Origin of the sequence: Acinetobacter sp. MF4642 (assembly GCF_002018925.1) — a bacterium.
In the GTDB taxonomy this organism is placed as follows: Bacteria; Pseudomonadota; Gammaproteobacteria; order Pseudomonadales; family Moraxellaceae; genus Acinetobacter; species Acinetobacter johnsonii.
In genome coordinates, this window is sequence record NZ_MVON01000005.1 from 133304 (window position 1) to 155726 (window position 22423).

Below are 22423 nucleotides of genomic sequence, written 5' to 3' on the forward strand. Positions count from 1 at the left end.
TGTTTTTTCTTGAAATATTTGGAATTAAATAAAATATACGTTTATAGATTAATTGCTGTTTTATTGAGCGTCTCGCCGTGTATTTGATCAGCAGCATTGCTAGAATCGGCGCGGATTTTCAGTAATGTGGTATTTTTTGTGTTCGAAAAGCTTGCAGAACAAAGTTTAGCCTTAATGGGGTGGCAGATTGATAATCATTGGGATTTGAATATCGATCAATGTGTGATGATTGCAGCACCACATACCAGCAATTGGGATGCGCTGTACGCTCGTTTGGCATTAAAAGCCTTAGGTGTGCATGTCCGTATCACTATCAAAGACAGCTATATGAAGCTACCATTTGGGCCATTTGTTCGTGCAATGGGCGGGATAGGTATTGACCGTCGTCCGAAGCATGAAGGTGAACCGCGTCCTAGTATGGTGCAACTAATGAGTGATCTTTTTAAAGTACACCCTAAGTTGGTCATGTTGGTCACCCCTGAAGGGACACGTGCCAAGCAGGAACAGTGGAAAACAGGTTTTTACCATGTTGCAGTCAGTGCTGGTGTTCCCATTGCGTTGGCCTATATGGACTATGCGAAGAAAAAAACTGGGGTAGGTAAAATTATTTATCCTACTGGGGATTATGAAAAAGATATGGCTGAAATTATGGCATTTTATGCGCAAATTTCTGCTAAATTTCCTCAAGATTTCAGTGTCGATACTCGCTATCACAACGACTCAACTGCGTCTTAAATTCGAATCATATGAAATAAAAAAAGACAGCTTTCGAGCTGTCTTTTTTTATTGTTAACCGTATTTTAATGGCTCTGCTGAGGATTGGGTAAAACCCCACCTAGCGACTGGCATGCGGCCGTATAACTTTGTAGCTGTGTTTCAATCACTTCGGGCAGGGGCAGGTCAAAAATTTGATCGCCATGTTGATAGCTTTCTACATAGGATTGGGCTTTTTGTTTGCTGCTGGCAAGCACTTGTTCATGATAACTGGTCATGCTGCTGTGGTCTGCCTGATCGCGCTCTATATTTTGACAGTCAAAAGATTGGAGAAGTTTTTCGGCTTGTTTTATTTCTTTGGATGAGCTTATGGAGCAAGCACTGATAAAGCAAATACTCAGTAGTGCAAGAGGCAGTTTCATATATGGTGGGCGGTGGGTTGGAAGGTACGCCAATTGTATAAAGATTTATGAAGTTTGAGGAAGTGCAGTAGTGCCAAGTTGTTTAAAGATAAGCCTATTTTGACACAAAATACACAATTGCTGACCCAAGCCATTGCCAAAGTTTAGAGTCAAGTTTTATAGCACTACAGAAAGCGATAGCTGATACATAGAAAACAGCCTGAACTAAACAATAAACCCAGTACCGTATGTTTGAACTGCCGCTCAGAAATTTTATAAAACAATTGCGCGCCGACCTAAAGCAGATACAAAGCTTAGGGATAAATTTATTCAGTAAGTGAATGAATTAGAAAAAAACCACCCGATTATTTATCTGGATGAAAGTGGTTTTAAGTCACATGATTACAGACCTCATGGCTACTCACGAAAAGGAGTACCCTGTTTAGGGCAATATAATTGGCAATTAAAGAATCAGACCAATGCCATTGGAGCAATCCATAAAGGGTATTTATTTTCAGTCGGTTTATTTGACTGCAAAATCAATTCAGATTTTTTTATTTTTGGATTGAGCAATTCCTCATACCAGCATTACCAGAAAATAGTGTAGTGGTTATGGATAATGCAGCATTTCATAAAAGAGCAGATATTAGGAGTTATTGGAACAACAAGGGCATAAAATTCTTTGGCTTCCTGCATACAGCCCTGATTAAATCCTATCGAACAGATGTGGGCATGGGTTAAACGTAAGCGTAAAGAATGGTTAATCGACTCAGTCGATGAGTTATTTCAAGTTTTTTTTCGAATTCTGTATGAAGAATAAAGTAGTTTGATTATATGCGATATATAGCTGAATACTTAATTTATTATCACACCTAAAACCATAGGAAATGAGGTTTTACAGATGTTTCCATGTGCTAGTGTTTTTAGAATTTAGCTATATTTTAAAATGGCTCTAGACTAGCAAGCAGAATAGATATGTTAGTCTAGAGCCTTAAAATTTTAACGAGTGTACGATTTTTCGTTTGGTGTACATAGTTTTAGACATGAAAAATGACTGAAACCTTAGCTTGATTTTGAATATGTATATTGATCTTCATACATAGCGTAGCTCAGAACCATACTAATATGCGCTAAGACCACTTTCTTTCGTGATGGCGTAAATCAAAAGGACATAAAAGTGTCTAGATTATGGGGGGAACAACTATTTTCTTTTGGTATAAACCTGCACGTACAGACCCAGCTTTGGTGTTCTTCATTTGAATCCACGATGCTGGAAGGTTTAACTGATTCAAATCCCGATCGGCTTCTACATAAATATAGCCATTATTTTGAATCAGAGGATCCGCCAAGAGAGCCAATTCTTCCCATAGCTCTAGGCTATACGGCGGGTCTAAAAAGGCCAAATCAAACTGTTCTTTTAAGGTGGGTAATGTTTGCTGTGCAGTCGCTACTTTTAACTGGGCACGAGACTTAGGGACTTTAAGGAGTTCCAAGTTTTGCGTTAAAAATTGTGCTTGACTACGGTCAGGTTCAATCATCACTACTTTTGAGGCACCACGGGATAAGGCTTCAAATGCCAATGCACCCGAACCTGCACAAATATCCAAAACATTGGTATTTTGCACATCCCACATGAGCCAATTAAACAAAGTTTCACGTACGCGATCGGGCGTAGGACGTAAACCTTCAATACTGGCAAAAGGCAGTTGACGACGTTTCCAGTCCCCTCCAATGATGCGGAGTTGGTTTTTCATAATTAGTCTGACTCCACAGGTGCAGAAGGTGGTGTAGCTGAACGGCTGATATTTGCTGGCGTTGATGCGGGTGCTGCATTGGAAGTACTGGTTGGTGTAGCTGTACTTCTTGTCCCAGTTGTGGTTGCTGGTGGAGTGCTACCACTTGGTAATTCACCCGGTTTAATCCCCGCTGTCATTAGACCACCGCTAATTTGATGGTTTTGAGGACGAATTGGATTTTTATGACGAGTGAGCAACCAGTAATCTAAGATCGGACGAGCCAGCTGTGCCGCAGAACCACCATGACGACCATTTTCCCACACCACTGCAATCGCAATTTCAGGGTTTTCCGCAGGTGCAAAGCCCACGAATAAACCGTGGTCTAATTGACGTTCGGTTAGTAGGGCTTCATTGTAGCGTTTACCTTGAGCAATACTTTTGACCTGTGCAGTACCGGTTTTACCTGCAATTTTATACATTGGCGTGCGAATGCCACGCCCAGTACCTGTTTCAATGACATCGACCATGGCATCACGCATTTTTACCCAGTCTTCGTCTGTACCATTGAACTGGATTCTGCCATCAGGTGCATTTAAGTCTTTATGTGATTTCGCGCCTTTACTTGTTTGTAAAACATGCGGAATCACATGTGAACCATGATTCGCAGTAATGGCAGTTGCCATGGCTAATTGTAGGGGGGTTGCAGTAAAAGCACCTTGTCCAATACTCACTGAAATGGTTTCACCTTTAAGCCATTTTGCATCGCGAGTACGCATTTTCCATTCAGGGTTGGGGTAAAGACCTGTACTTTCACTTGGTAAATCCACACCAGTTTTTTCACCAAAGCCAAACTGACGCATCCATGTGTTCATTTTCTCAATGCCCATACGGAACGACAGAATGTAGAAGAAGGTATCACAAGAGACCACTTGTGATTTATGCAAGTTGACAACGCCGTGTCCTGACTTTTTCCAGTCGCGGAATTTATGCGAATCGCCCGGAAGTGTGAAATAGCCATGATCGGAAATGGCCGTGCCCCAATCAATTAAGCCATAATGAATACCACCTAAACCAAACATTGGTTTAATGGTTGAGCCGGGCGGGTAAGCGCCTTGCACAGCACGGTTATATAGTGGTTGATCGAGGTTATCGCGTAAACCACTATAGTCGGTATGGCTAATCCCAGTGACAAACAGGTTAGGGTTAAAACTTGGACTTGAGACCAAGGCCAGAATTTCACCTGTACGTGGATCCATCGCCACGATTGCACCACGACGACCTGCAAGTTGCTCTGAGGCAACCGTCTGCAAGCCATAATCGAGTGAAAGATATAAGTCATTACCACGAACGGGTTCTTTGCGACCTAAATGACGTAGCACGTTACCATGCGCATCGGCTTCGACAGACTCATTTCCAGGCACACCATGTAGTAAATCTTCATAGGAGTTTTCTACCCCAATTTTACCAATCAGGTTAGTACCCGCATACAAATCTTTATTAATGCTTTTTAATTCTTTATCGTTAATTCGGCCCACATAACCAATCACATGGGCAAACAGTTCACCATGTGGATAGTAGCGTGTCATCTGGGTTTCGATATTAACCCCAGGGAATTGATATTTAACTTCGCTAAAGCGAGCAATATCGTTTTCATTGAGATTAAGTTTAATGGAAACGCGTTCAGTTTTACGTGAGGCTTTAATACGACTGTTAAAGCGTTCAATATCATCTGGTGTGAGTTCTAAGATTGGTGTTAAACGTTCAATCGTGGCATCAATATCCGTCACATCCGCTCGACTCATCGTCGCGGTAAAGACAGGATAATTGTCCGCCAACAGCACGCCATTGCGGTCATAAATATAACCACGTGCAGGGGCTAAAGGTTGTAAACGGATGCGGTTTTGATCGGATGCAGTTGAAAACTCGTCAAATTGAACCAGCTGCAAATAGGCATAGCGAGTGACTAAAATCAGCAAGAAGAAAACCACAATACCCATGGAAATAAAGGTACGATTTCGAAAAATGCGCTTTTCTTGTTGGACATTTTTTAAAGGAAAGTGCTGTTTCATACCAAATCGACTTAAACACATGGATAAAGAGGAAAATACCTGCGCGCTATTCTAACGCATGTCACACTGTTTTGATATTTGTAATCGCGGCTTCTGCTTTTCATTTTTGCCTAAATTTTGACTTTATAGACATCAAAAATATAAATTGCTGTATATAAGTGTTTTATAAATTCTGCTACAGTCAAAATCCTGTAAAAAGGGACCAATTACTAAAATAACATTACGGATAATGGTGACAATAATGACAAGAATTTATCCAGTGTTGGCACTTGTTGCCTGTGCAAACGTAGCCTACGCTCAAGATAATTCCTTTTTGCCAGATGCAAAAATTCCTGCTGGCAGTGCTCAAACATGGAATGTAGGGGCTGGTGTAACGCAGAAATTACTGCACACCAATTTGGAATGGGTGAATCCTTATGGCATTGCATATGCAAAAGCTGGGGTATTTATCAATGATGATTACCCTGTAGGTGGTCAGCTAGGCTTTAGATTTCCAGTTCATTTTACTGGTAAAGATAAAAATGGTTATTATCTCGGTGTTTATGCGGGGCATATTGACAGCAAGAAAGTGGATGGCGAGTACGAATCTCGCCTTGGTGGTGGTGTAGATCTTGCTTATGTGTTACTGAGTCCTGAACGAATCAGCACTTTCAGTGTAGGGATTGGTGCAGGGGAAAAACTCGAAGCCAAATCGGGCTATGTGGTTGCAGAAACTGAACCGAGACTACAATTTTCCTATACTCTAAGTTTCGGTTTATAGACACAATATCTTTTTTAAAACGCTATATAATTCAGTTAATAAAATTAAATATGGAAGTTATGCATGCTTGAGTACGTCAATCAGTTGTGGCAAACCTTTTTGAATCGACCCGATTTTTGGGCTGTACTCAGCATTATTCCTGTGACTGCTTTTGTGACTTGGGCGCACGTTTGGATGGCCCTGAAAATGGTCTTTTACCCGATTACATTTTGGGGTTTTCATATTGGGCCTTTGCCTGTGGGTTGGCAGGGCATTGTGCCCAGAAAAGCGGGGCGTATTTCAGGCATCATTACGGATAACACCTTATCTAAGCTTGGTTCTTTGCGTGAATTTTTAGATGCAATGGATCCTGAGGATATGGCGCGAATCATTGGTGAGCAAGTTGGTTTTGAACTTGAGCACCTGATTGATGAAGTCATGATTGATCGCAATGCAGTACTTTGGGAAAACTTACCTTATTCAATTAAGCGTCGAATTTATGCGCAGGCACACAAACAGCTTCCGGCTGTGCTCAGAGAATTAGTGACTGAACTGACCATGAACGTCGAGTCACTTGTGGATATGCGCGATATGGTGGTCAGCCAAATGGAAGGTGACCGCAGACTAATGGTGCGTATGTTCTTGAAAGTGGGGCAGAAAGAAATCAACTTTATTTGGCATATTAGTGCACTCATCGGGATGTTCTTTGGTATCTTCCAAATGATTGTTTGGTTTGTGGTGCCATGGCATTGGACGGTCCCATTTTGGGCGGCAGTATGGGGCTTCTTAACCAACTGGATTGCGATTTGGATGGTGTTTAATCCAATTGAGCCACACTATGTTCGATACTTGCAACTGACTGAATTAACAAAAGATCGTAAGTTTCCATGGATTAAACCTGTGATTCCGCGCATTGGGACTTATAATGTACAAGGCGCTTTCATGAAGCGCCAAGAAGAAGTGTCAGATGTGTTTGCAAGTGTAGTCACAGAAGACCTGATTACGTTAAAATCTATCATGACTGAAATGATGTATGGCAATAAAAAAGACAAGACCCGTCGTATTGTCAAGCGTCATATTAATGAAATCATGGAAACACCATTGGTGAGAACATCTTTGCAGCTGTCTTTGGGGCCACGTGAATACGCAAAACTCAAGACGGACTTGATTGATCGTTCAATTGAAATTACGATGGTGCCTGTATGCGACCCAGCGTTCAATGCGAGCCGTGCACAGAAAATCTATCAAATGTTTAGAGACCGTATTAGGGAGCTAACGCCGAAAGAATTTCAAAACTTATTACGTCCTGCATTTCAGGAAGACGAATGGATTTTGATTTTATTGGGTGGGGTAACGGGCTTCATTGCGGGTACAATACATTTGTTTGTAGCTTTCTTATAATTAGATGCTAAAAATATGTCGAATTTGTCGGCATGTACAAAGTGTCAAATACATTGTTTAAATGAGGATGTTTTTTTATGCGCATTATCTTACTCGGACCACCTGGAGCAGGTAAAGGTACACAAGCTCAGTTGATCTGTAAGCGCTACAATGTCCCACAAATTTCAACCGGTGATATGCTCCGTGCTGCAATTCGTGAAGGAACTGAACTCGGTCTACAAGCTAAAAGCGTGATGGACAATGGTGGTCTTGTATCTGATGAACTGATCATTGGTTTAGTGAAAGAACGTATTGCGCAACCTGACTGTGTAAATGGCTGTATCTTTGATGGTTTCCCTCGTACCATTCCTCAAGCCGAAGCGCTTGAAAATGAAGGCATCAACATTGATCACGTGATTGAAATTGATGTTCCTGACGAAGAAATTGTACAACGTCTTTCTGGTCGCCGTCAGCACCCAGCATCGGGCCGTGTTTATCACATCGTTTACAACCCACCTAAAGTGGAAGGTAAGGACGACGAAACTGGTGAAGAGCTGGTACAACGTCCAGATGACCAAGAAGCAACGATTCGTAAGCGTTTAGGTTCATACCACACTGAAACTGAACAGTTGGTTGGTTTCTACCAAGGTCGCGCAGCGTCTGGTGAAAATGCACCAACCTACGACAAGCTGAATGGCTTACGTCCAATTGACGAAGTACAAGCAGATTTGTTTGCGATTCTTGATCAAGACAAATAATTGCATGTTTTAAACATGGCAATGTTTTGACATTGAAAGAGCTCTAAGTCATATTAGGGCTCTTTTTCTTGATCCTCTAAAAATGGAGTCGCGTGTGGCACAAGTTGGAATCATTGTTTTAATTATTGTTGCTGCGGCGGTATTGGTGGGTTTGTTTTACATTAGCGTAAAAATGCTACGCGATGTCAGTAAACAAGAAAAAATGTCGAAGAAGCAACCAGAACGTCAGTTACATCCGAAGTTGCAGCAGGATTTCAAAGATAAATCAAATCAACAATAAAAAAACTGAACTTTAATGTTCAGCTTCTATCGTCGTTGTGGCAATACGTGCTGCACCAAATTCAAAACGATCTGGCCAGTTACACACATCTGAAACGATGCATTCATGGCATTTCGGTTTGCGTGCAATACAGCAGTATCGACCATGTAAAATGAGCCAATGATGTGAGTCGACAATAAATTCTTTCGGAATGACTTTTACCAAACGGTGTTCGACTTCAAGCACATTTTTGCCGACCGCTAATCCTGTACGATTGCCTAAACGAAAAATATGCGTATCGACCGCCATGGTCGGTTGTCCAAAAGCAGTATTTAACACCACATTGGCTGTTTTTCGTCCTACACCGGGCAAAGCTTCTAAATCGGCGCGGTTGTTTGGCACGATGCTGTTATGTTTTTCAATCAGCATCTTACAGGCTTTAATGACATTCTCAGCCTTCGCATTATATAAGCCTATAGTTTTAATGTAGGTTTTTAAACCATCGACCCCTAAGGCATAAATCGTTTCAGGTGTATTGGCAACAGGAAAGAGTTTATCGGTGGCTTTGTTAACACTCACATCTGTCGCCTGAGCAGATAAGGTCACAGCCACCAACAGCTCAAAAGGACTCGAATAATTCAATTCAGTTTTGGGGTTTGGACGTTGTGCACGTAAACGTTCAAAAAAGATTTGGATTTGCTTTTTGGTCATGTTTTTTACAGGTTTTCCGCTTGTCGTTAGCATGCTTAAGCTCCCTGTAACTGATGAAGCTGTTGGGTTAAGTCATCTAACAACAGACGTTTTTTCGCATCTTCACGAACACTGAGTTGCTTTTCTAATTTTTTAATTTGTACGCGTAATTTCGCCAGCTCAATGGTGGATTTTGCATCGAGTTTTGCTGCCATTTCTTTTTCTTTTTCAATGATCTGAATGTCAGGTACAGCATCGTTCTGTGCTGAAAACTGGGCAAATAAAGCCGTATCAATTTCCGCACGAACCACTGGACCTTTACGGTGTAGGCGCTGTTTTTCTTCACGTTGAATATGTGCGTAATAGCGTTGTCTTAAATCATCTTGTTCAGCTTTACGCAAGATTTCCGTCGGTATACCGTTTACATCTGGAATAAGGTCAATACAGTCAACAGGACAAGGTGGGATACACAGTTCACAGCCTGTACACAGGTCAGTCAAAATACTGTGCATGAGTTTACCCGAGCCAATAATGGCATCTACAGGACAGGCACTAATACATTTGGTACAACCAATGCATTCATCTTCACGAATGATTGCTTTCATTCTCTGTGGGCGGCCATCGGCTTGAATAGGCCAAACACTTTCTTCTGCAATTAATGCTGGCCGGTTTAGCAACTGAGCCAATGCATCGGCTACAGGCTGCCCGCCGGGTACACATTTATTGGCTGCTTCACCTTCGCTGATGGCTTGGGCATAAGGCAGACATCCATCACGATGTCCGCAGAGTCCACATTGGGTTTGGGGAAGGAGGGTATCGATATTTTGGATCAGGGAAATGTGCGAATTCATGCGTAAACCAATCCTGCATATGAATTTGCAGAGATATTAGAAGAAATGGGTAGATCACTGAATTTTACCATGTTTTTTTTGATTAATCCTGTGTTCTAAAATGGTTCATTAACTGCATCATTTTTGAGCAAAAAATGATTTTAAGCCTGTGTTTTCATTGGTGTTTTTTTATAACAAATTTCTAAGTATATTTTATATAAATAATTGTTATATAAATGATAAATATGTTTTTTAACAGAAAGGTGTTGTGAATTGTTGGTAAAAGATATTTAATTGTTTGCGCCAAAATTTAACATTGTTTATAAAATTTGACCAATTTTGATCCATTTTCTGCTGAGGATTAAGCGTTGAAATATAACAGCCTTAATGAGTTTTTAGATTACGTGAAAACACGTGATGAACATCAACCCGAGTTTCTACAAGCGGTAGAGGAAGTCATGACCAGCCTTTGGCCGTTCATTGAAAAAAATCCTCGTTATGCAGATCACGGTTTGCTCGAGCGTTTGGTTGAGCCAGAGCGTGCGATTCAATTCCGTGTTTCATGGGTGGATGATCAAGGTCAAACCCATGTAAACCGTGCTTTCCGTGTTCAATACAACTCGGCAATTGGTCCATTTAAAGGCGGTATGCGTTTTCACCCATCGGTGAATTTATCGATCCTAAAATTTTTAGGCTTTGAGCAAACCTTTAAAAATGCGTTAACGACACTACCAATGGGTGGTGGTAAAGGCGGTTCAGACTTCGATCCTAAGGGGAAGTCTGAAGGCGAAATTATGCGTTTCTGCCAAGCGCTAATGATTGAGCTATACCGTCACCTAGGTTCAAATACGGATATCCCTGCGGGTGATATTGGTGTGGGTGGCCGTGAAGTGGGCTATATGGCTGGCATGATGAAGAAGCTGAGCAATGACACTTCATCTGTGTTTACGGGTAAAGGTTTGACCTTTGGTGGTTCTTTGGCACGTCCTGAAGCAACCGGCTACGGCACAGTGTATTTTGCTGAAGAAATGCTGAAAACCCGTGGCGACTGCTTCCAAGGCAAAACAGTCACGATTTCTGGTTCGGGTAACGTAGCGCAGTACGCTGCTGAAAAAGCAATGTATCTAGGTGCAAAAGTCGTTTCATTGTCTGACTCTGCGGGTACGGTATATGTAAAAGCAGGCTTTACCGATGCTTTACTTGCTGAAGTGATGGAACTGAAAAATGTGAAGCGCGGTCGTATTTCTGAGTTTGCGTCTAAGCATGGTTTTGAATACTTAGAAGGGCAGCGTCCATGGTCTATTCCATGTGATATCGCATTGCCATGTGCAACTCAAAATGAGTTAGATCAGGCGGATGCTGAAGTACTCCTTGCAAATGGAGTGATTTGTGTCGCTGAAGGGGCAAACATGCCTTCTACCTTAGATGCAGTCGAAAAATTCGTTGAAGCGAAAATTTTATACGCACCAGGTAAAGCATCCAACGCGGGTGGTGTTGCGACTTCTGGCTTAGAAATGTCACAAAATGCTTTGCGTTTGGGTTGGACTTTTGAAGAAGTCGATGAGCGCTTACATGCGATCATGAAAGAAATTCACCGTAACTGTGTGAAATACGGTACGCAACCAGACGGTACTGTGAACTATGTCAATGGTGCGAACATTGCAGGCTTTGTAAAAGTTGCAGATGCAATGCTTGCTCAAGGCGTATTCTAAGTTTATATACACTTAGAAAAATCTCTATAAAAAACCGAGACGATAGCCTCGGTTTTTTTACAGGTCATTGAACGATTACAATAAACCTTTGACTGCTTCACGTTCAATAATCATGTCTTGAATATAAGCATATTTTGATTGGTCAGCCGCAGGGTTGGCAATTTCATAACGTTTAACACGCACGATTTGACGCTCTTTCGGATTGTGGGTGAAGCCATCAATGTGGTTATAGAATAAAGTCCAGTCTTTATCGACCTGTGTTTTTACGCCATTTTCAGCATACTTAATTTCACGAACTTGTAGGCATTCCATACGAGCAACACCTGCAGAACATGTTTTGGTCTCTGGTGAAATTTCTAAGAAAACAGTTTCACCTTGGCTTTGATATTTCGATTCAGCGGTTTGTTTACCCGTGAATACAATTTTTTCACCTTTTGCCGATACCACGGTCAGTGTTGGTGCATCAGGATCATTTAGGTTTAAAACAAACGGTGCCTTACGGTTGTCAAATAAATCTGCTGCAACGCCTTCTTGAGCCATGGCTTTTGGTTCACATGCCATTTGAGTCGCCATCAGGTTACCCGTCACGATTTGATTATTCTCAACTTTCCAACTGGTACCCATACCGTTACAACTGGTTGCAATGCCTAAACGACCTGCTTGTTTGTCAAAGTTTAAAACCAAAGGTTTAGGCGCATCCAAGGTGTTCGCACTCCAATGGTAGTTTGCGAGTGTTTGATCTGCATTTTGTTGTTGTAGTACAGACACAGCCAAATCTCCTACTTTTTGAATATCAGATGATTGGCAAGCAGCCAGTGCGAGAGGGAAAAGGGCAATCGCTAAATATTTTAATTTCATGGCTTACAAGTTCTTGATTTAAAATAACAAGATACATGATATCCGATGTTGTTTTTAAAAGAATGGATACATTCGGTTCTTTTGGGTTTCAAAATGTATCCATAAATATTTTTTGTTAACATATAAGTAAAATTTATACATTAATCGAAACGGTAAATGTCCATGCCCAGTGCACCCATGGTAAAACTGCTATGTACAATATTAAAACGATGACCTGTACCCATCGCAAAGAATATTGGGGCAAAGTGTTCTAACGTTGGGTGGTTACGACGGACAAAAGGAATCGATTCCCAGTCTAAAATGGCGTCAAAGTCCTGATGGCTAAGTTTCGCGACGACATGATTACGAAACGTCGATGCCCACTCAGGTACCGCTTGTGACTGAACATGCCAAGACAACTCGGCTAAGTTATGGGTAATACTCCCTGAGCCAATGAGCAAGACCTGCTGCTCGCGTAGTGGCGCAAGGGTTTGTCCAATTTTATAAATCTCCTCTGCCGACAGATTCATAGGGAGTGAAATTTCCACCACAGGGATGTCTGCATCTGGATACATATGGAGTAAAGGCATCCAAACGCCATGATCACGCGGACGGGTACTGTTTGCATGAGCTGAAAAACCCGCTTCTGCCAATAAATGTAGAATTTCTTCGGCTAAAACAGGCTGACCGGGTGCTGGATATCGAATTTCATAAAGTTCAGCAGGAAAGCCTCGAAAGTCATGCCATGTCTCAGGACGGACTGCAGTACTTACTTCAAGTGAGTTACTTTCCCAGTGCGCGGACATAATCACAATTGCTTGTGGTGTCGGTAAGTTTAGACCCAAACGATGCAACGCAGGCCCAACTTGCTCTGGATTCAACGCAAGCATGGGTGAGCCATGAGAAATGAATAAGCCGGGTAGCGTTTGTAAGTTCATTGTGAAAGCCTAATAGGAGAAGATGAAAAGAATTTTGTCAGATTCTTATCATCTGTGTAATGGGGGAAATATCAACGTATTGTTCCAAAAAAAGAACAATACTTGAGCTTAACCTGCACGATGATAAGGATGATTATGATTAATACTCATCGCACGGTAGAGTTGTTCAATCAGCATCACGCGAACCATCGGGTGTGGTAAGGTCAGTTTGGATAAAGACCAATGCCAAGCAGCTGCTTTACGTACTGCTTCAGAGTGACCGTCAGGCCCACCAATAGCAAGCACAATATCATTGCCCTCAAGCATCCATCCTTTCATGGTTTCTGCCAGTTTTTCGGTGCTAAACTCACGACCACCGACTTCTAAAGCAATCAGCACTTCGTTGCCTTTCATCGCATTTAAAATGCTATCACCTTCAATTTGACGGTATTTCAAAATATCTGCTTCTGAATCATTTTTACCGCGCTTTGCCATTGGCAGTTCAATAATCTGCGTTTGCACAAAGGGTTGAATACGTTTGAAATAATCTTCAAAACCAGTCAGTACCCATGCAGGCATTTTTTGACCAATGGTCAGAATACGGATTTTCATAATGGGTCATGTATAACGAGATGATTCATTATAACGGTGAAAGTAAGGCTTTGCAGTGAGACGAAACAAAATGCAATTGAATTCACTGAGCCAATGTTGCTTAATTCAACAGATGAGAGGAATAAGAAACACTTGGAATAATAACAATGTGGCTCAAAACTTTAAAAAAACAGGCTTTTTTGTTGATTGTTGTACTGGGTACTTTCACAGGGCAGGTATTTGCAAGCAACGCCAAAATGGCTGATGAACAAAACCTACAAGTCTATTTGGAGCAAGTGATTGGTCAGGGCAAAGCACGTAACTATAAAAACCTTGATGAACTGAACCGTGTCTCTGCATGGATCAAAGAACAAATGCGCTTATTGGGCGTTCCGTGTCACTATCAAAACTTTACTGCCAATCAGCAAATCTACCGAAATGTAGTGTGTAGTTTAAACGTCGGACGGGCAGACCGCGTGATTGTTGGGGCGCATTATGACGTCTTTGGTGATCAGGATGGCGCAGATGACAATGCCTCTGGCGTTGCGGGTGTGATTGAAACGGCGCGTATTTTGGCAGAGCAGAAGTCTAAACTGCCTAACAATGTGGACTTTGTGTTCTATAGTTTAGAAGAACCACCGTTTTCTAAAACTGAACAAATGGGCAGCTATGTGCATGCGAAATCGATTCAGTCTCAAAAAGATAAGATTAAAGGTGTGTATATTTTAGAAATGATCGGGTTCTTTAGCGAACAACTAATCCAAAGCTATCCTGTGGGCTTAAAGTGGATTTATCCAACCCATGGTAATTTTATTGCGACAGTGAGTAACGTGAGCTCACGTGACTTAGGCGCAGGCTATTGTACAGCGATGCAGCAACTTGATCAGTTGGAGTGTCAGCGTTTGGTCGCGCCAAGCTTCGCTAATGCTTTTGATTTTTCAGATCACTTAAATTATTGGGAGTTTGATATCCCCGCAGTCATGATTACCGATACCGCATTTTATCGAAATGGTCACTACCATACCAAAGCAGACCGCTTAGCGACGTTGAATTTGTCCAAAATGGCAAATGTGATCGATGGGCTGGTACAGCATTTATTGAAACCTTAATGTATTTTGAGCCATAAAAAACGCAGTTCCCAAGTAGCGAGAACTGCGATAAAAGGTCATCCGTCTGGAGAATCAGATGACCATGCAATTTCAAATCATCAATAAAAAGAAACATACAGCGCGTATCTGTTCTTATTATTTATATCGGGCTTTTTATCGATTTTTCAAGTCTGAGTCATGATTGCAGAAAAGGTTTAATACAAAAAATTCAAACCAACTAAGCGAAAATTTGGAGTTTCATTCGTTTCACGTCATGGAATGTAGGCCAATCATATTTCCTTCGCTATCAAAGGCCAGCACAATAAAACCATATTCACCAATGGCAGTTTTTGCTTCATGAATTTTTCCACCAGACTCAACAAGTCGGCTCGCTTCATTCGCACAATCGTCACATGAAAAATAGATTAAGGTACTGTTTCCTCCTGCGGATAGGCCTGGCATTTTCACCAGTGCACCTGAAGCGCCATAGGCTTGCATGTCTGAGGGGAAAGCCCACATTTGCAGTGAATTATCATCCGCTGGTGGAGTTAATTCAGTTAATTGAATGTTAAAAACAGATTCATAAAATTGTTTGGCACGAGATAAGTCATCCACATAAATCTCAAACCAGCCAATCGGGTTTTTCATTTTAGTTGTCCTACATGTATCCCTTGATCAAATTATTGTAGGAAATAAAAGCATAAAGATGTGTGGTGTTATCTACAGTAAATTGTAATAAAAAAGAGAGCCGAAGCTCTCTCTTTTTACGATGCGGAATTAGTGGCGTGCAGCTTTTTTGCCTTCATCGACCGCTTTCACAATGGGTGCTTTGACCAAAGCTTCAGGCATAGAGGTCAACGCCAGTGGTAAAATCTCATCAATTGATTTCACCGCTTTAATCTCTAAACCTTCTTTAACATTGTCTGGGATTTCAGATAAATCACGGACGTTGTCTTGAGGAATGAAGACCAGCTTAATTCCACCACGGTGTGCAGCCAGAAGTTTCTCTTTTAAGCCACCAATGCGCATTGCACGACCACCGAGACTGGTTTCACCTGTCATGGCAATATCCGGACGAATTGGGATGCCTGTGAAAGCAGAAACCAATGCAGTTGTTAACGCTAAACCTGCAGAAGGGCCATCTTTTGGTGTTGCACCTTCTGGTAAGTGGACGTGAACATCGGTTTCTTCGAAACGTGTCGATTCGATACCCAATTCATCTGCACGGGTACGCACGACAGTCATAGCAGCAGTAATCGATTCTTTCATCACATCACCGAGAGAACCTGTGGTGATGAATTTACCTTTACCTTTAACCGCTGCAACTTCAATGGTCAACAACTCACCACCGACTGAAGTCCACGCCAAACCGTTCACGCGACCGACTTGAGCTTCGTCTTCCGCCATACCAAAGTCAAACTTATGTGGACCTAAGTAGTCTGGAAGATTGGCCGAAGTCACATCAATCTGAAGATTTTTAGACTTCTTGCTGACCGCTTCTTTTACAACTTTACGGGCAATTTTAGAGACTTCACGCTCTAAGCTACGCACACCGGCTTCACGTGTATAACGTTGTACGATGTCACGAATCGCTTCTTCATGAACAGTCAATTCTTTCGCACGTAGACCATTGTTCTTCATTGCTTTCGGAACAAGGTAACGCTCAGCAATATTGACTTTTTCATCTTCGGTATAACCTGGTAGACGAATCACTTCCATACGGTCAAGCAATGCTTCTGGAATATTCATGCTGTTGGCAGTACAGATGAACATCACTTCAGACAGGTCCAGATCAAGATCTAAATAGTGATCGTTAAACTTGCTGTTCTGTGATGGATCAAGTACTTCAAGCAATGCAGAAGCAGGGTCGCCGCGGTAGTCTTGTGCCATCTTGTCGATTTCATCGAGCAAGAACAATGGATTCTTCACACCAACTTTCGTTAAAGACTGCACAATTTTACCCGGCATCGCACCGATATAGGTACGACGGTGACCACGGATTTCCGCTTCGTCACGTACGCCACCGAGTGCCATACGTACAAACTCACGACCTGTCGCTTTCGCAACCGATTCACCCAGTGAAGTTTTACCTACCCCTGGAGGGCCAACCAAACAAAGGATTGGGCCTTTGAGTTTTTTCACGCGCGATTGAACTGCGAGATATTCCACAATACGATCTTTTACGTCATCTAAGCCGTAATGATCTGCATCGAGAATTTCTTGTGCTTTGCTTAAGTTAATGCTGACTTTGCTGGCTTTATTCCAAGGCGTATCTAAGATGGCCTCGATATAATTGCGCACCACAGCCGCTTCACTAGACGCAGGTTGCATCGCTTTGAGTTTACGGAATTCGCTTTCCGCTTTTTTACGCACATGTTCAGGCAAATCAGCTTCAGCAAGACGTTTTTCAATTTCAGCAACGTCATCTTCCGCGCCGCCATTCATGTCAGAAAGCTCACGCTGAATGACCTTCATCTTTTCATTGAGGAAGTATTCGCGTTGATTTTTCTCCATTTGGCGCTTCACTGAGTCATGTAAAGTTTGTTCAATCTGTTGTTCTTCAGATTGTTGCAATAAATACGTCATCAGTTCTTGTAGATGTGCTTCAAACTCATCGTGTTCGAGGAATTTTTGCTTCACATCAATATTCAGTGGAACACGGGTCGCTACGAAGAATAACAATTGCAGTAAATCGTCAATCTTGTTCGCAGCAGCAATCAATTCACGCGCATTACGCAGCTTTGCTTCAGCATATTGAGCAAACAGGGCACGTAATTCTTGAACACGTGTTTCTTGCGTGGTTTCGTCAATGTGGACTGACATTGGGCTAAGCGCATGTTCTGCGGTTAGATAATCATTTTCATCAATGATTTTTTCTAGCTTTGAACGATGCAAGCCTTCAATTAATACTTTTATACAGTTTTCATCATTTTCATGATTCACAACTTGCACAATCTTCGCGACAGTACCGTATTGATATAAGTTGTCGTGATCAATTTCTTCTGAAAGAGAATCTTTTTGAGCAACTACAAATACTAGATTGTCACTGTTACGAGCCACATCAACTGCATTGATCGATTTTTCACGACCTACAAATAGCGCGATTTGCATGTGTGGATACACCACCACATCACGTAACGCTAAAAGTGGTAATACACTTGGAACCTGAGGCTCTAAGGTTTCTTGATTCATAATAATTTCAGACATGGGCACTCCTAATGAGTGACAACGGTGTTGCCATGTTTTTTATAGTGATGGGTATTTTAAAAAATACAAGGGCAGGTCAAAATAAATTGTATAAAAAATGACTAAACATGTGATTTTTAAGTATTCTCAACAGTCAAAAATGTCAATTTTAGCGCTTGAAGCGTAAATGCTGTTGAGGGGTCAGCAGTCCATCTAAAGGCTGATCCCATGTTTCTCGAATCAAGCGCTGTGGAACCAGCTGAAAGTGATGGGCTAAACCCAAACGAAATGGACGGTGATAGGGCGCAGAAGCTAAGGTTTTGTCGTAGAAACCACCGCCCATGCCAATGCGTGTGCCATAAGGATCACACGCCAATAAGGGCATGAGTAGCAGGTCTAAATGTGAAACGTGCTGACCACGTGTTGCCATAGGCTCTTGCATACCCAACGGATGGTGGGAAAAGCGTTTATTTTGAAATTGATGACGTGAAATTTTGACCCACGCTAAACGCTGATTCATATTGCAAATCATTGGTAAATACACTGCTTTTTTTTGATGAAAACAATATTCAATGATTTTACGGGTCTGAATTTCCCCAAAAGCATGTAGATAGATGCCGACACGAGTGGCATGTTTGAATTCGGGTATACCTCTTAGGCGTTGTAAAATTTGCAGTTCGGACTGCTGCTGTTGATAGGCGGAAACTTGTCTGCGTTGTTTGCGAAGCTGTTTTCTGAGTTGGGCAGGTTCAATCGACATGGTGAACGCAGTCCTGAGAATCGAAAAGGTGAGTGTGAAAATGAGCGCCAAATTTCAAAGATGGTATCTGTTTATGGTGCAATCGTTGAACCTTTTTTTAGCTCTTGCAAAATTGGGCAGCAACTGTCGGTGGTGGTTTTACATTCATCCACCCAGCTTGAAAGGCGTTGTTTCAAAGCATTCAGCTCTTGAATCCGTTGATTAATCTTTTCCAGCCGTTGTTGAATCACTTCACGGACTTTTTCACGGTCATCCAACTGCAAATGCAGCAAATCTTGAATTTCACTGAGCTGTAAGCCCGCATCTTTGCCTTTTTGTATAAAGCTTAAAGTTTCAATATCTTGCTGACTATAATAGCGATAGTTTTGTGTGGTTTCAGGAATACGCATCAGACCGATCCGTTGATAATAACGAATCGTTTCCACATTCACCTGACAGTGTTTTGCCAGCTTGCCGATAGTGAGCATAAAATAATCTCCAAAAGGCTTGACTCAGTACCTAGGTACAGACTTTATGCTAACACAATCAAAAAATAAAAGGTGAGTCAGAATGAGTGAGCAACACAAGACTTCTTGCTGTTCCAAACAGAAATTAGCGCCGATGGTGGTGAGTATTGATCCTGTCTGTGGGATGACAGTGGCAGAGGACTCTCCTTATGTGTATGAGCATCAATCAGTTCGTTATTTGTTTTGTTGCTCAGGCTGTTTAAAGAAATTTTCGGCCAACCCAGAGGCTTACTTAACATCAGAAAAAGCGACCAGTGCTTGTTGCAGTAAACCCAAAGTGGATTTAGCTGAGGCATCTTTGCAATCTCAAGATGGGGGTATGGTTTTAGTTTCAAAGCTAGCGTTAGGTTCGGAGAAGACCACATTTATTGATCCTGTATGCGGTATGACTGTGACGGATTTAAGTAAACCTCACACCGAGTGGCAGGGACAGGACTACTATTTTTGTAGTGAAAAATGTTTGCAAAAGTTTATTGCAACCCCAGAGGCTTATGTAAAGGCTGAACCTTCAGATTCTGTAGTTAAAGCCTCAGGTTGTTGTGGTTCGGCCTCGAAAGTGGCTGAGGAAAAAACGTCCTGTTGTGCGCCCAAACCGCAAACAGAAGCAGACAGCAAAGCCAGTTGCTGTGCACCCAAGCCGAAAGTAGAAGCTGCCAAAAGTAGCTGCTGTGGTGGAGGGAAACATCAACATGAACACAGTACTCAATCGGCGTCAGCAGAGTCTATTGACCCGGTGTGTGGCATGTCAGTCGATCCGAATACAGAGTTAAAAACGGATTATCAGCAACAGACTTATTATTTCTGTAATCCTTCGTGCTTAGATAAGTTTAAGGCTGACCCTGAATTTTATCTGATTCCACCCGATCAGCGTCCTGTGCCTGAAGGGGCTGCGGATATGGACTATACCTGTCCGATGGACCCTGAAATTGTACAAAAGGGACCGGGGACGTGTCCGATTTGTGGTATGGCACTCGAGCCGATGCAACCGACTTTAGATGATGCACCGAATCCTGAATTGCTGGATTTTAGCCATCGCTTTTGGATGACTTTGCCGCTGACGTTGATTGTATTTGTACTGGCGATGGGTTCACATATTCATAGTTTCATTTCACCGCATATTCAGCCGTGGATTGAGTTGGTCCTAGCGACTCCTGTAGTGCTATGGGCGGGTAAACCGTTTATTGAGCGTTGCTGGACCTCGTATAAAACCCGCAACTTAAATATGTGGAGCCTCATTGGTGTCGGGGTGTTGGCGGCCTATATCTATAGTGTGGTGGCAACGATTTTCCCAAGTGTGATTCCAATGGAAGCCAAAACGGGGCATGGCGTTGCAGTGTACTTTGAAGCAGCCTGTATGATCGTGTCTTTAAGTTTGCTTGGTCAAATCATGGAGCTGAAAGCGCGTGCCAAGACCGCAGATTCACTCAAAGCCTTACTCAAACTGCAAGTCAACACAGCCAAGTTGGTTCAAAACGATCAAGTGGTAGAAGTGGATATTGGCATGGTCAAACAAGGTGATATTTTACAGATTTCCTCGGGTGAGCAGATTCCACTGGACGGTGTGGTGGTGGAAGGCAAAACCTATGTCGATGAAGCCATGATGACAGGCGAACCTGTACCTGTGAAAAAACAAGTGCATGACACCGTGATCGGCGGTACGGTCAATCAACAAGGCAGTATTCGTATTCAAACCACGGCGGTCGGGGCGAATACGACTTTGGCGAAAATGATTCAGACAGTTGCAGAAGCACAGCGTTCTAAAGCACCGTTACAACGTTTGGCCGATGTGTTTGCCAAATATTTTGTGATTGTGGTGTTACTGATTAGTGTACTGACCTTTGCTGCTTGGATGGTGTTTGGTGGTGCGCAATTTGACTTGGCACTGATGTGTGCGGTGGCGGTCCTGATTATTGCCTGCCCATGTGCGCTGGGTTTAGCAACGCCAATGTCAGTGATGGCCACCACAGGTCGTGCGGCACAAAAAGGGGTACTGTTTAAAGATGCAGAGGCGATTGAAGCTTTAAGTAAAGTGAATACGCTGATTGTCGATAAAACAGGGACTCTGACGGAAGGTAAACCGAGTCTTAAAGAAATTCAGTTGCTCAGCCCAAATGTGAACCAAGCGCAAGCGGAACAGTGGATTGCCTCGATTGAGCAGTATTCAAGTCACCCGATTGCCCAGACTTTGACACAGTTGGTGCCTGCACAGCAATTGCTTAAAGTGGCAGACTTTGAGGATGTGACTGGCTTTGGCGTCAAAGGGCAGATTGGCGAGCAAACCCTCTATATTGGTAGCCAAAAGCTGCTTGAGCAACTCGGCATCACTTTAGATGGTACTTTGCAAAGCCAGTTGATCCAGCAGCGTGCGACAGGCAATGTGATCAGTTTCTTAAGCAATAGCCAAGAAGTGCTGGCTTATATTTCTATTCACGATGCGATTAAGGCCAATGCGCAGCAAGTCATTCAACAGCTGATTGATGATGGTATTGAAGTGGTCATGGCAACAGGTGACCACGAACAAAATGCCCAGTTAGTGGCTAAGGAATTGGGTATTCAACAAGTCTATGGTAACTGTACGCCAACTGAAAAACTGGACATCGTGAAGAAATATCAGGCTCAGGGTAAAATTGTCGCGATGGCGGGAGATGGCATAAACGATGCACCAGCCTTGGCACAAGCCAATGTTGGAATTGCCATGGGTAATGGAACTGATATTGCTAAACAAACCGCACAAGTCACCTTGGTTAAAGGTGATATTCGTGGCGCAGCCGATGCGCTACATATGGCGAAACTGGGTGTGCGTAATATGAAACAGAACCTTGCTTTTTCCTTTGTGTATAACGGTTTGGGTGTACCTGTGGCAGCAGGAATTTTCTATCCATTAACAGGGTTATTACTCACCCCAATGTTCGCTGCGGTGGCGATGTCATTGAGCTCATTGTCCGTAGTCTTAAATGCTTTACGTCTACAAAAGAGTAAATAAGCGCTTTTAGATTTTTACACTCCCTTTTCAGTTGAGTTTTAAAAAGCATCTTTTCAACAAAGGTGCTTTTTTTATGATGATTCGTGATGGAATGAAGCGCAGCGCGAATAAGCATTGATTTTTCAAGCCTCTTTTCTTGATTCAACTTGATTTAAAGAGCCTTGATCCGGTTAGACCGAGTAAGGTTGTAAAAGACGCAAAATTGATGTATTTGGGCAAGGCATAGCGCTTGAATGAGCGTCATCTCGTGAGTCATTTTGAAATTAT

20 protein-coding genes and 1 pseudogene are annotated in these 22423 nt (G+C 42.4%); 8 read left to right on the plus strand and 13 right to left on the minus strand.

Annotated elements, in window-relative coordinates; genetic code table 11:
* Nucleotides 1-138: 138 nt before the first annotated feature.
* Nucleotides 139-735 (plus strand): 1-acyl-sn-glycerol-3-phosphate acyltransferase, encoded by a 597-nt coding sequence (locus MF4642_RS04665; RefSeq protein WP_171253441.1) that lies wholly within the window; start codon nucleotides 139-141, stop codon nucleotides 733-735.
* 65 nt (nucleotides 736-800) lie between these two features.
* Here the strand turns inward: MF4642_RS04665 and MF4642_RS04670 are convergent, their stop codons facing one another.
* The 4 genes and pseudogenes from MF4642_RS04670 to mrdA all read right to left on the minus strand — a co-directional run bounded on the left by MF4642_RS04670 (nucleotide 801) and on the right by mrdA (nucleotide 4920).
* Nucleotides 801-1136 (minus strand): hypothetical protein, encoded by a 336-nt coding sequence (locus MF4642_RS04670; protein ID WP_058869234.1) that lies wholly within the window; start codon nucleotides 1134-1136, stop codon nucleotides 801-803.
* Between the two features lie 164 nt (nucleotides 1137-1300).
* A pseudogene (locus MF4642_RS17130) lies at nucleotides 1301-1411 on the minus strand (sulfite exporter TauE/SafE family protein); the annotation flags it as partial.
* 885 nt (nucleotides 1412-2296) lie between these two features.
* On the minus strand, nucleotides 2297-2869 hold the full coding sequence (rsmD, locus tag MF4642_RS04680; RefSeq protein ID WP_058869235.1) for a 16S rRNA (guanine(966)-N(2))-methyltransferase RsmD: 573 nt from the start codon (nucleotides 2867-2869) through the stop codon (nucleotides 2297-2299).
* A gap of 2 nt (nucleotides 2870-2871) precedes the next feature.
* The gene (gene mrdA, locus MF4642_RS04685) at nucleotides 2872-4920 is read right to left on the minus strand and encodes a penicillin-binding protein 2 (RefSeq protein ID WP_058869254.1); all 2049 of its coding nucleotides are present in this window, start codon (nucleotides 4918-4920) and stop codon (nucleotides 2872-2874) included.
* A 241-nt stretch (nucleotides 4921-5161) separates the two neighbouring features.
* Between mrdA and MF4642_RS04690 the strand changes: the two genes are divergently transcribed.
* The 4 genes from MF4642_RS04690 (at nucleotide 5162) to MF4642_RS04705 (ending at nucleotide 8077) form a co-directional block, all read left to right on the plus strand.
* Nucleotides 5162-5680, plus strand: coding sequence for a hypothetical protein (locus MF4642_RS04690; RefSeq protein ID WP_004980918.1), 519 nt, complete (start codon nucleotides 5162-5164; stop codon nucleotides 5678-5680).
* A 63-nt stretch (nucleotides 5681-5743) separates the two neighbouring features.
* Nucleotides 5744-7060, plus strand: a complete 1317-nt coding sequence (locus tag MF4642_RS04695) for a hypothetical protein (RefSeq protein ID WP_004694304.1) — start codon at nucleotides 5744-5746, stop codon at nucleotides 7058-7060.
* 77 nt (nucleotides 7061-7137) lie between these two features.
* Entirely contained in the window at nucleotides 7138-7797 is a 660-nt protein-coding gene (gene adk / locus MF4642_RS04700) for an adenylate kinase (protein WP_004980915.1), read from the plus strand.
* 94 nt (nucleotides 7798-7891) lie between these two features.
* Nucleotides 7892-8077, plus strand: a complete 186-nt coding sequence (locus MF4642_RS04705; protein WP_279688797.1) for a hypothetical protein — start codon at nucleotides 7892-7894, stop codon at nucleotides 8075-8077.
* A gap of 12 nt (nucleotides 8078-8089) precedes the next feature.
* Here MF4642_RS04705 and nth read toward each other — a convergent pair whose 3' ends face one another.
* Both nth and MF4642_RS04715 read right to left on the minus strand, forming a co-directional pair.
* On the minus strand, nucleotides 8090-8800 hold the full coding sequence (gene nth, locus MF4642_RS04710; RefSeq protein ID WP_010326297.1) for an endonuclease III: 711 nt from the start codon (nucleotides 8798-8800) through the stop codon (nucleotides 8090-8092).
* 2 nt (nucleotides 8801-8802) lie between these two features.
* Nucleotides 8803-9597: an RnfABCDGE type electron transport complex subunit B gene (locus MF4642_RS04715; RefSeq protein WP_078425460.1), complete on the minus strand. Its 795-nt coding sequence runs from the start codon at nucleotides 9595-9597 to the stop codon at nucleotides 8803-8805.
* 347 nt (nucleotides 9598-9944) lie between these two features.
* Between MF4642_RS04715 and gdhA the strand changes: the two genes are divergently transcribed.
* Nucleotides 9945-11288, plus strand: a complete 1344-nt coding sequence (gene gdhA, locus MF4642_RS04720) for an NADP-specific glutamate dehydrogenase (RefSeq protein WP_078425461.1) — start codon at nucleotides 9945-9947, stop codon at nucleotides 11286-11288.
* A 75-nt stretch (nucleotides 11289-11363) separates the two neighbouring features.
* On the opposite strand, the gene MF4642_RS04725 is transcribed toward gdhA, so the two are convergent.
* The 3 genes from MF4642_RS04725 to rlmH all read right to left on the minus strand — a co-directional run bounded on the left by MF4642_RS04725 (nucleotide 11364) and on the right by rlmH (nucleotide 13654).
* Nucleotides 11364-12146 (minus strand): META and DUF4377 domain-containing protein, encoded by a 783-nt coding sequence (locus MF4642_RS04725; protein ID WP_078425462.1) that lies wholly within the window; start codon nucleotides 12144-12146, stop codon nucleotides 11364-11366.
* 140 nt (nucleotides 12147-12286) lie between these two features.
* Nucleotides 12287-13063 (minus strand): dioxygenase, encoded by a 777-nt coding sequence (locus tag MF4642_RS04730; RefSeq protein WP_078425463.1) that lies wholly within the window; start codon nucleotides 13061-13063, stop codon nucleotides 12287-12289.
* Nucleotides 13064-13171: 108 nt separating this feature from the next.
* On the minus strand, nucleotides 13172-13654 hold the full coding sequence (gene rlmH, locus MF4642_RS04735; protein ID WP_004980899.1) for a 23S rRNA (pseudouridine(1915)-N(3))-methyltransferase RlmH: 483 nt from the start codon (nucleotides 13652-13654) through the stop codon (nucleotides 13172-13174).
* A 146-nt stretch (nucleotides 13655-13800) separates the two neighbouring features.
* Here rlmH and MF4642_RS04740 point away from each other — a divergent pair, with 146 nt between their 5' ends.
* Nucleotides 13801-14742: a M28 family peptidase gene (locus MF4642_RS04740; RefSeq protein ID WP_078425464.1), complete on the plus strand. Its 942-nt coding sequence runs from the start codon at nucleotides 13801-13803 to the stop codon at nucleotides 14740-14742.
* A 246-nt stretch (nucleotides 14743-14988) separates the two neighbouring features.
* Here the strand turns inward: MF4642_RS04740 and MF4642_RS04745 are convergent, their stop codons facing one another.
* From MF4642_RS04745 to MF4642_RS04760, 4 genes are all read right to left on the minus strand, one after another.
* The gene (locus MF4642_RS04745) at nucleotides 14989-15369 is read right to left on the minus strand and encodes a VOC family protein (RefSeq protein ID WP_004980894.1); all 381 of its coding nucleotides are present in this window, start codon (nucleotides 15367-15369) and stop codon (nucleotides 14989-14991) included.
* A 129-nt stretch (nucleotides 15370-15498) separates the two neighbouring features.
* Nucleotides 15499-17928, minus strand: a complete 2430-nt coding sequence (lon, locus tag MF4642_RS04750; RefSeq protein WP_078425465.1) for an endopeptidase La — start codon at nucleotides 17926-17928, stop codon at nucleotides 15499-15501.
* 148 nt (nucleotides 17929-18076) lie between these two features.
* Nucleotides 18077-18667: a 5-formyltetrahydrofolate cyclo-ligase gene (locus tag MF4642_RS04755; protein ID WP_078425466.1), complete on the minus strand. Its 591-nt coding sequence runs from the start codon at nucleotides 18665-18667 to the stop codon at nucleotides 18077-18079.
* Nucleotides 18668-18738: 71 nt separating this feature from the next.
* Entirely contained in the window at nucleotides 18739-19134 is a 396-nt protein-coding gene (locus MF4642_RS04760; protein ID WP_078425467.1) for a MerR family transcriptional regulator, read from the minus strand.
* 82 nt (nucleotides 19135-19216) lie between these two features.
* Here MF4642_RS04760 and MF4642_RS04765 point away from each other — a divergent pair, with 82 nt between their 5' ends.
* Nucleotides 19217-22156 carry a heavy metal translocating P-type ATPase gene (locus MF4642_RS04765; protein ID WP_078425468.1) on the plus strand — a complete coding sequence of 980 codons (2940 nt, stop codon included), beginning with the start codon at nucleotides 19217-19219 and terminating at the stop codon, nucleotides 22154-22156.
* Nucleotides 22157-22423 lie beyond the last annotated feature (267 nt).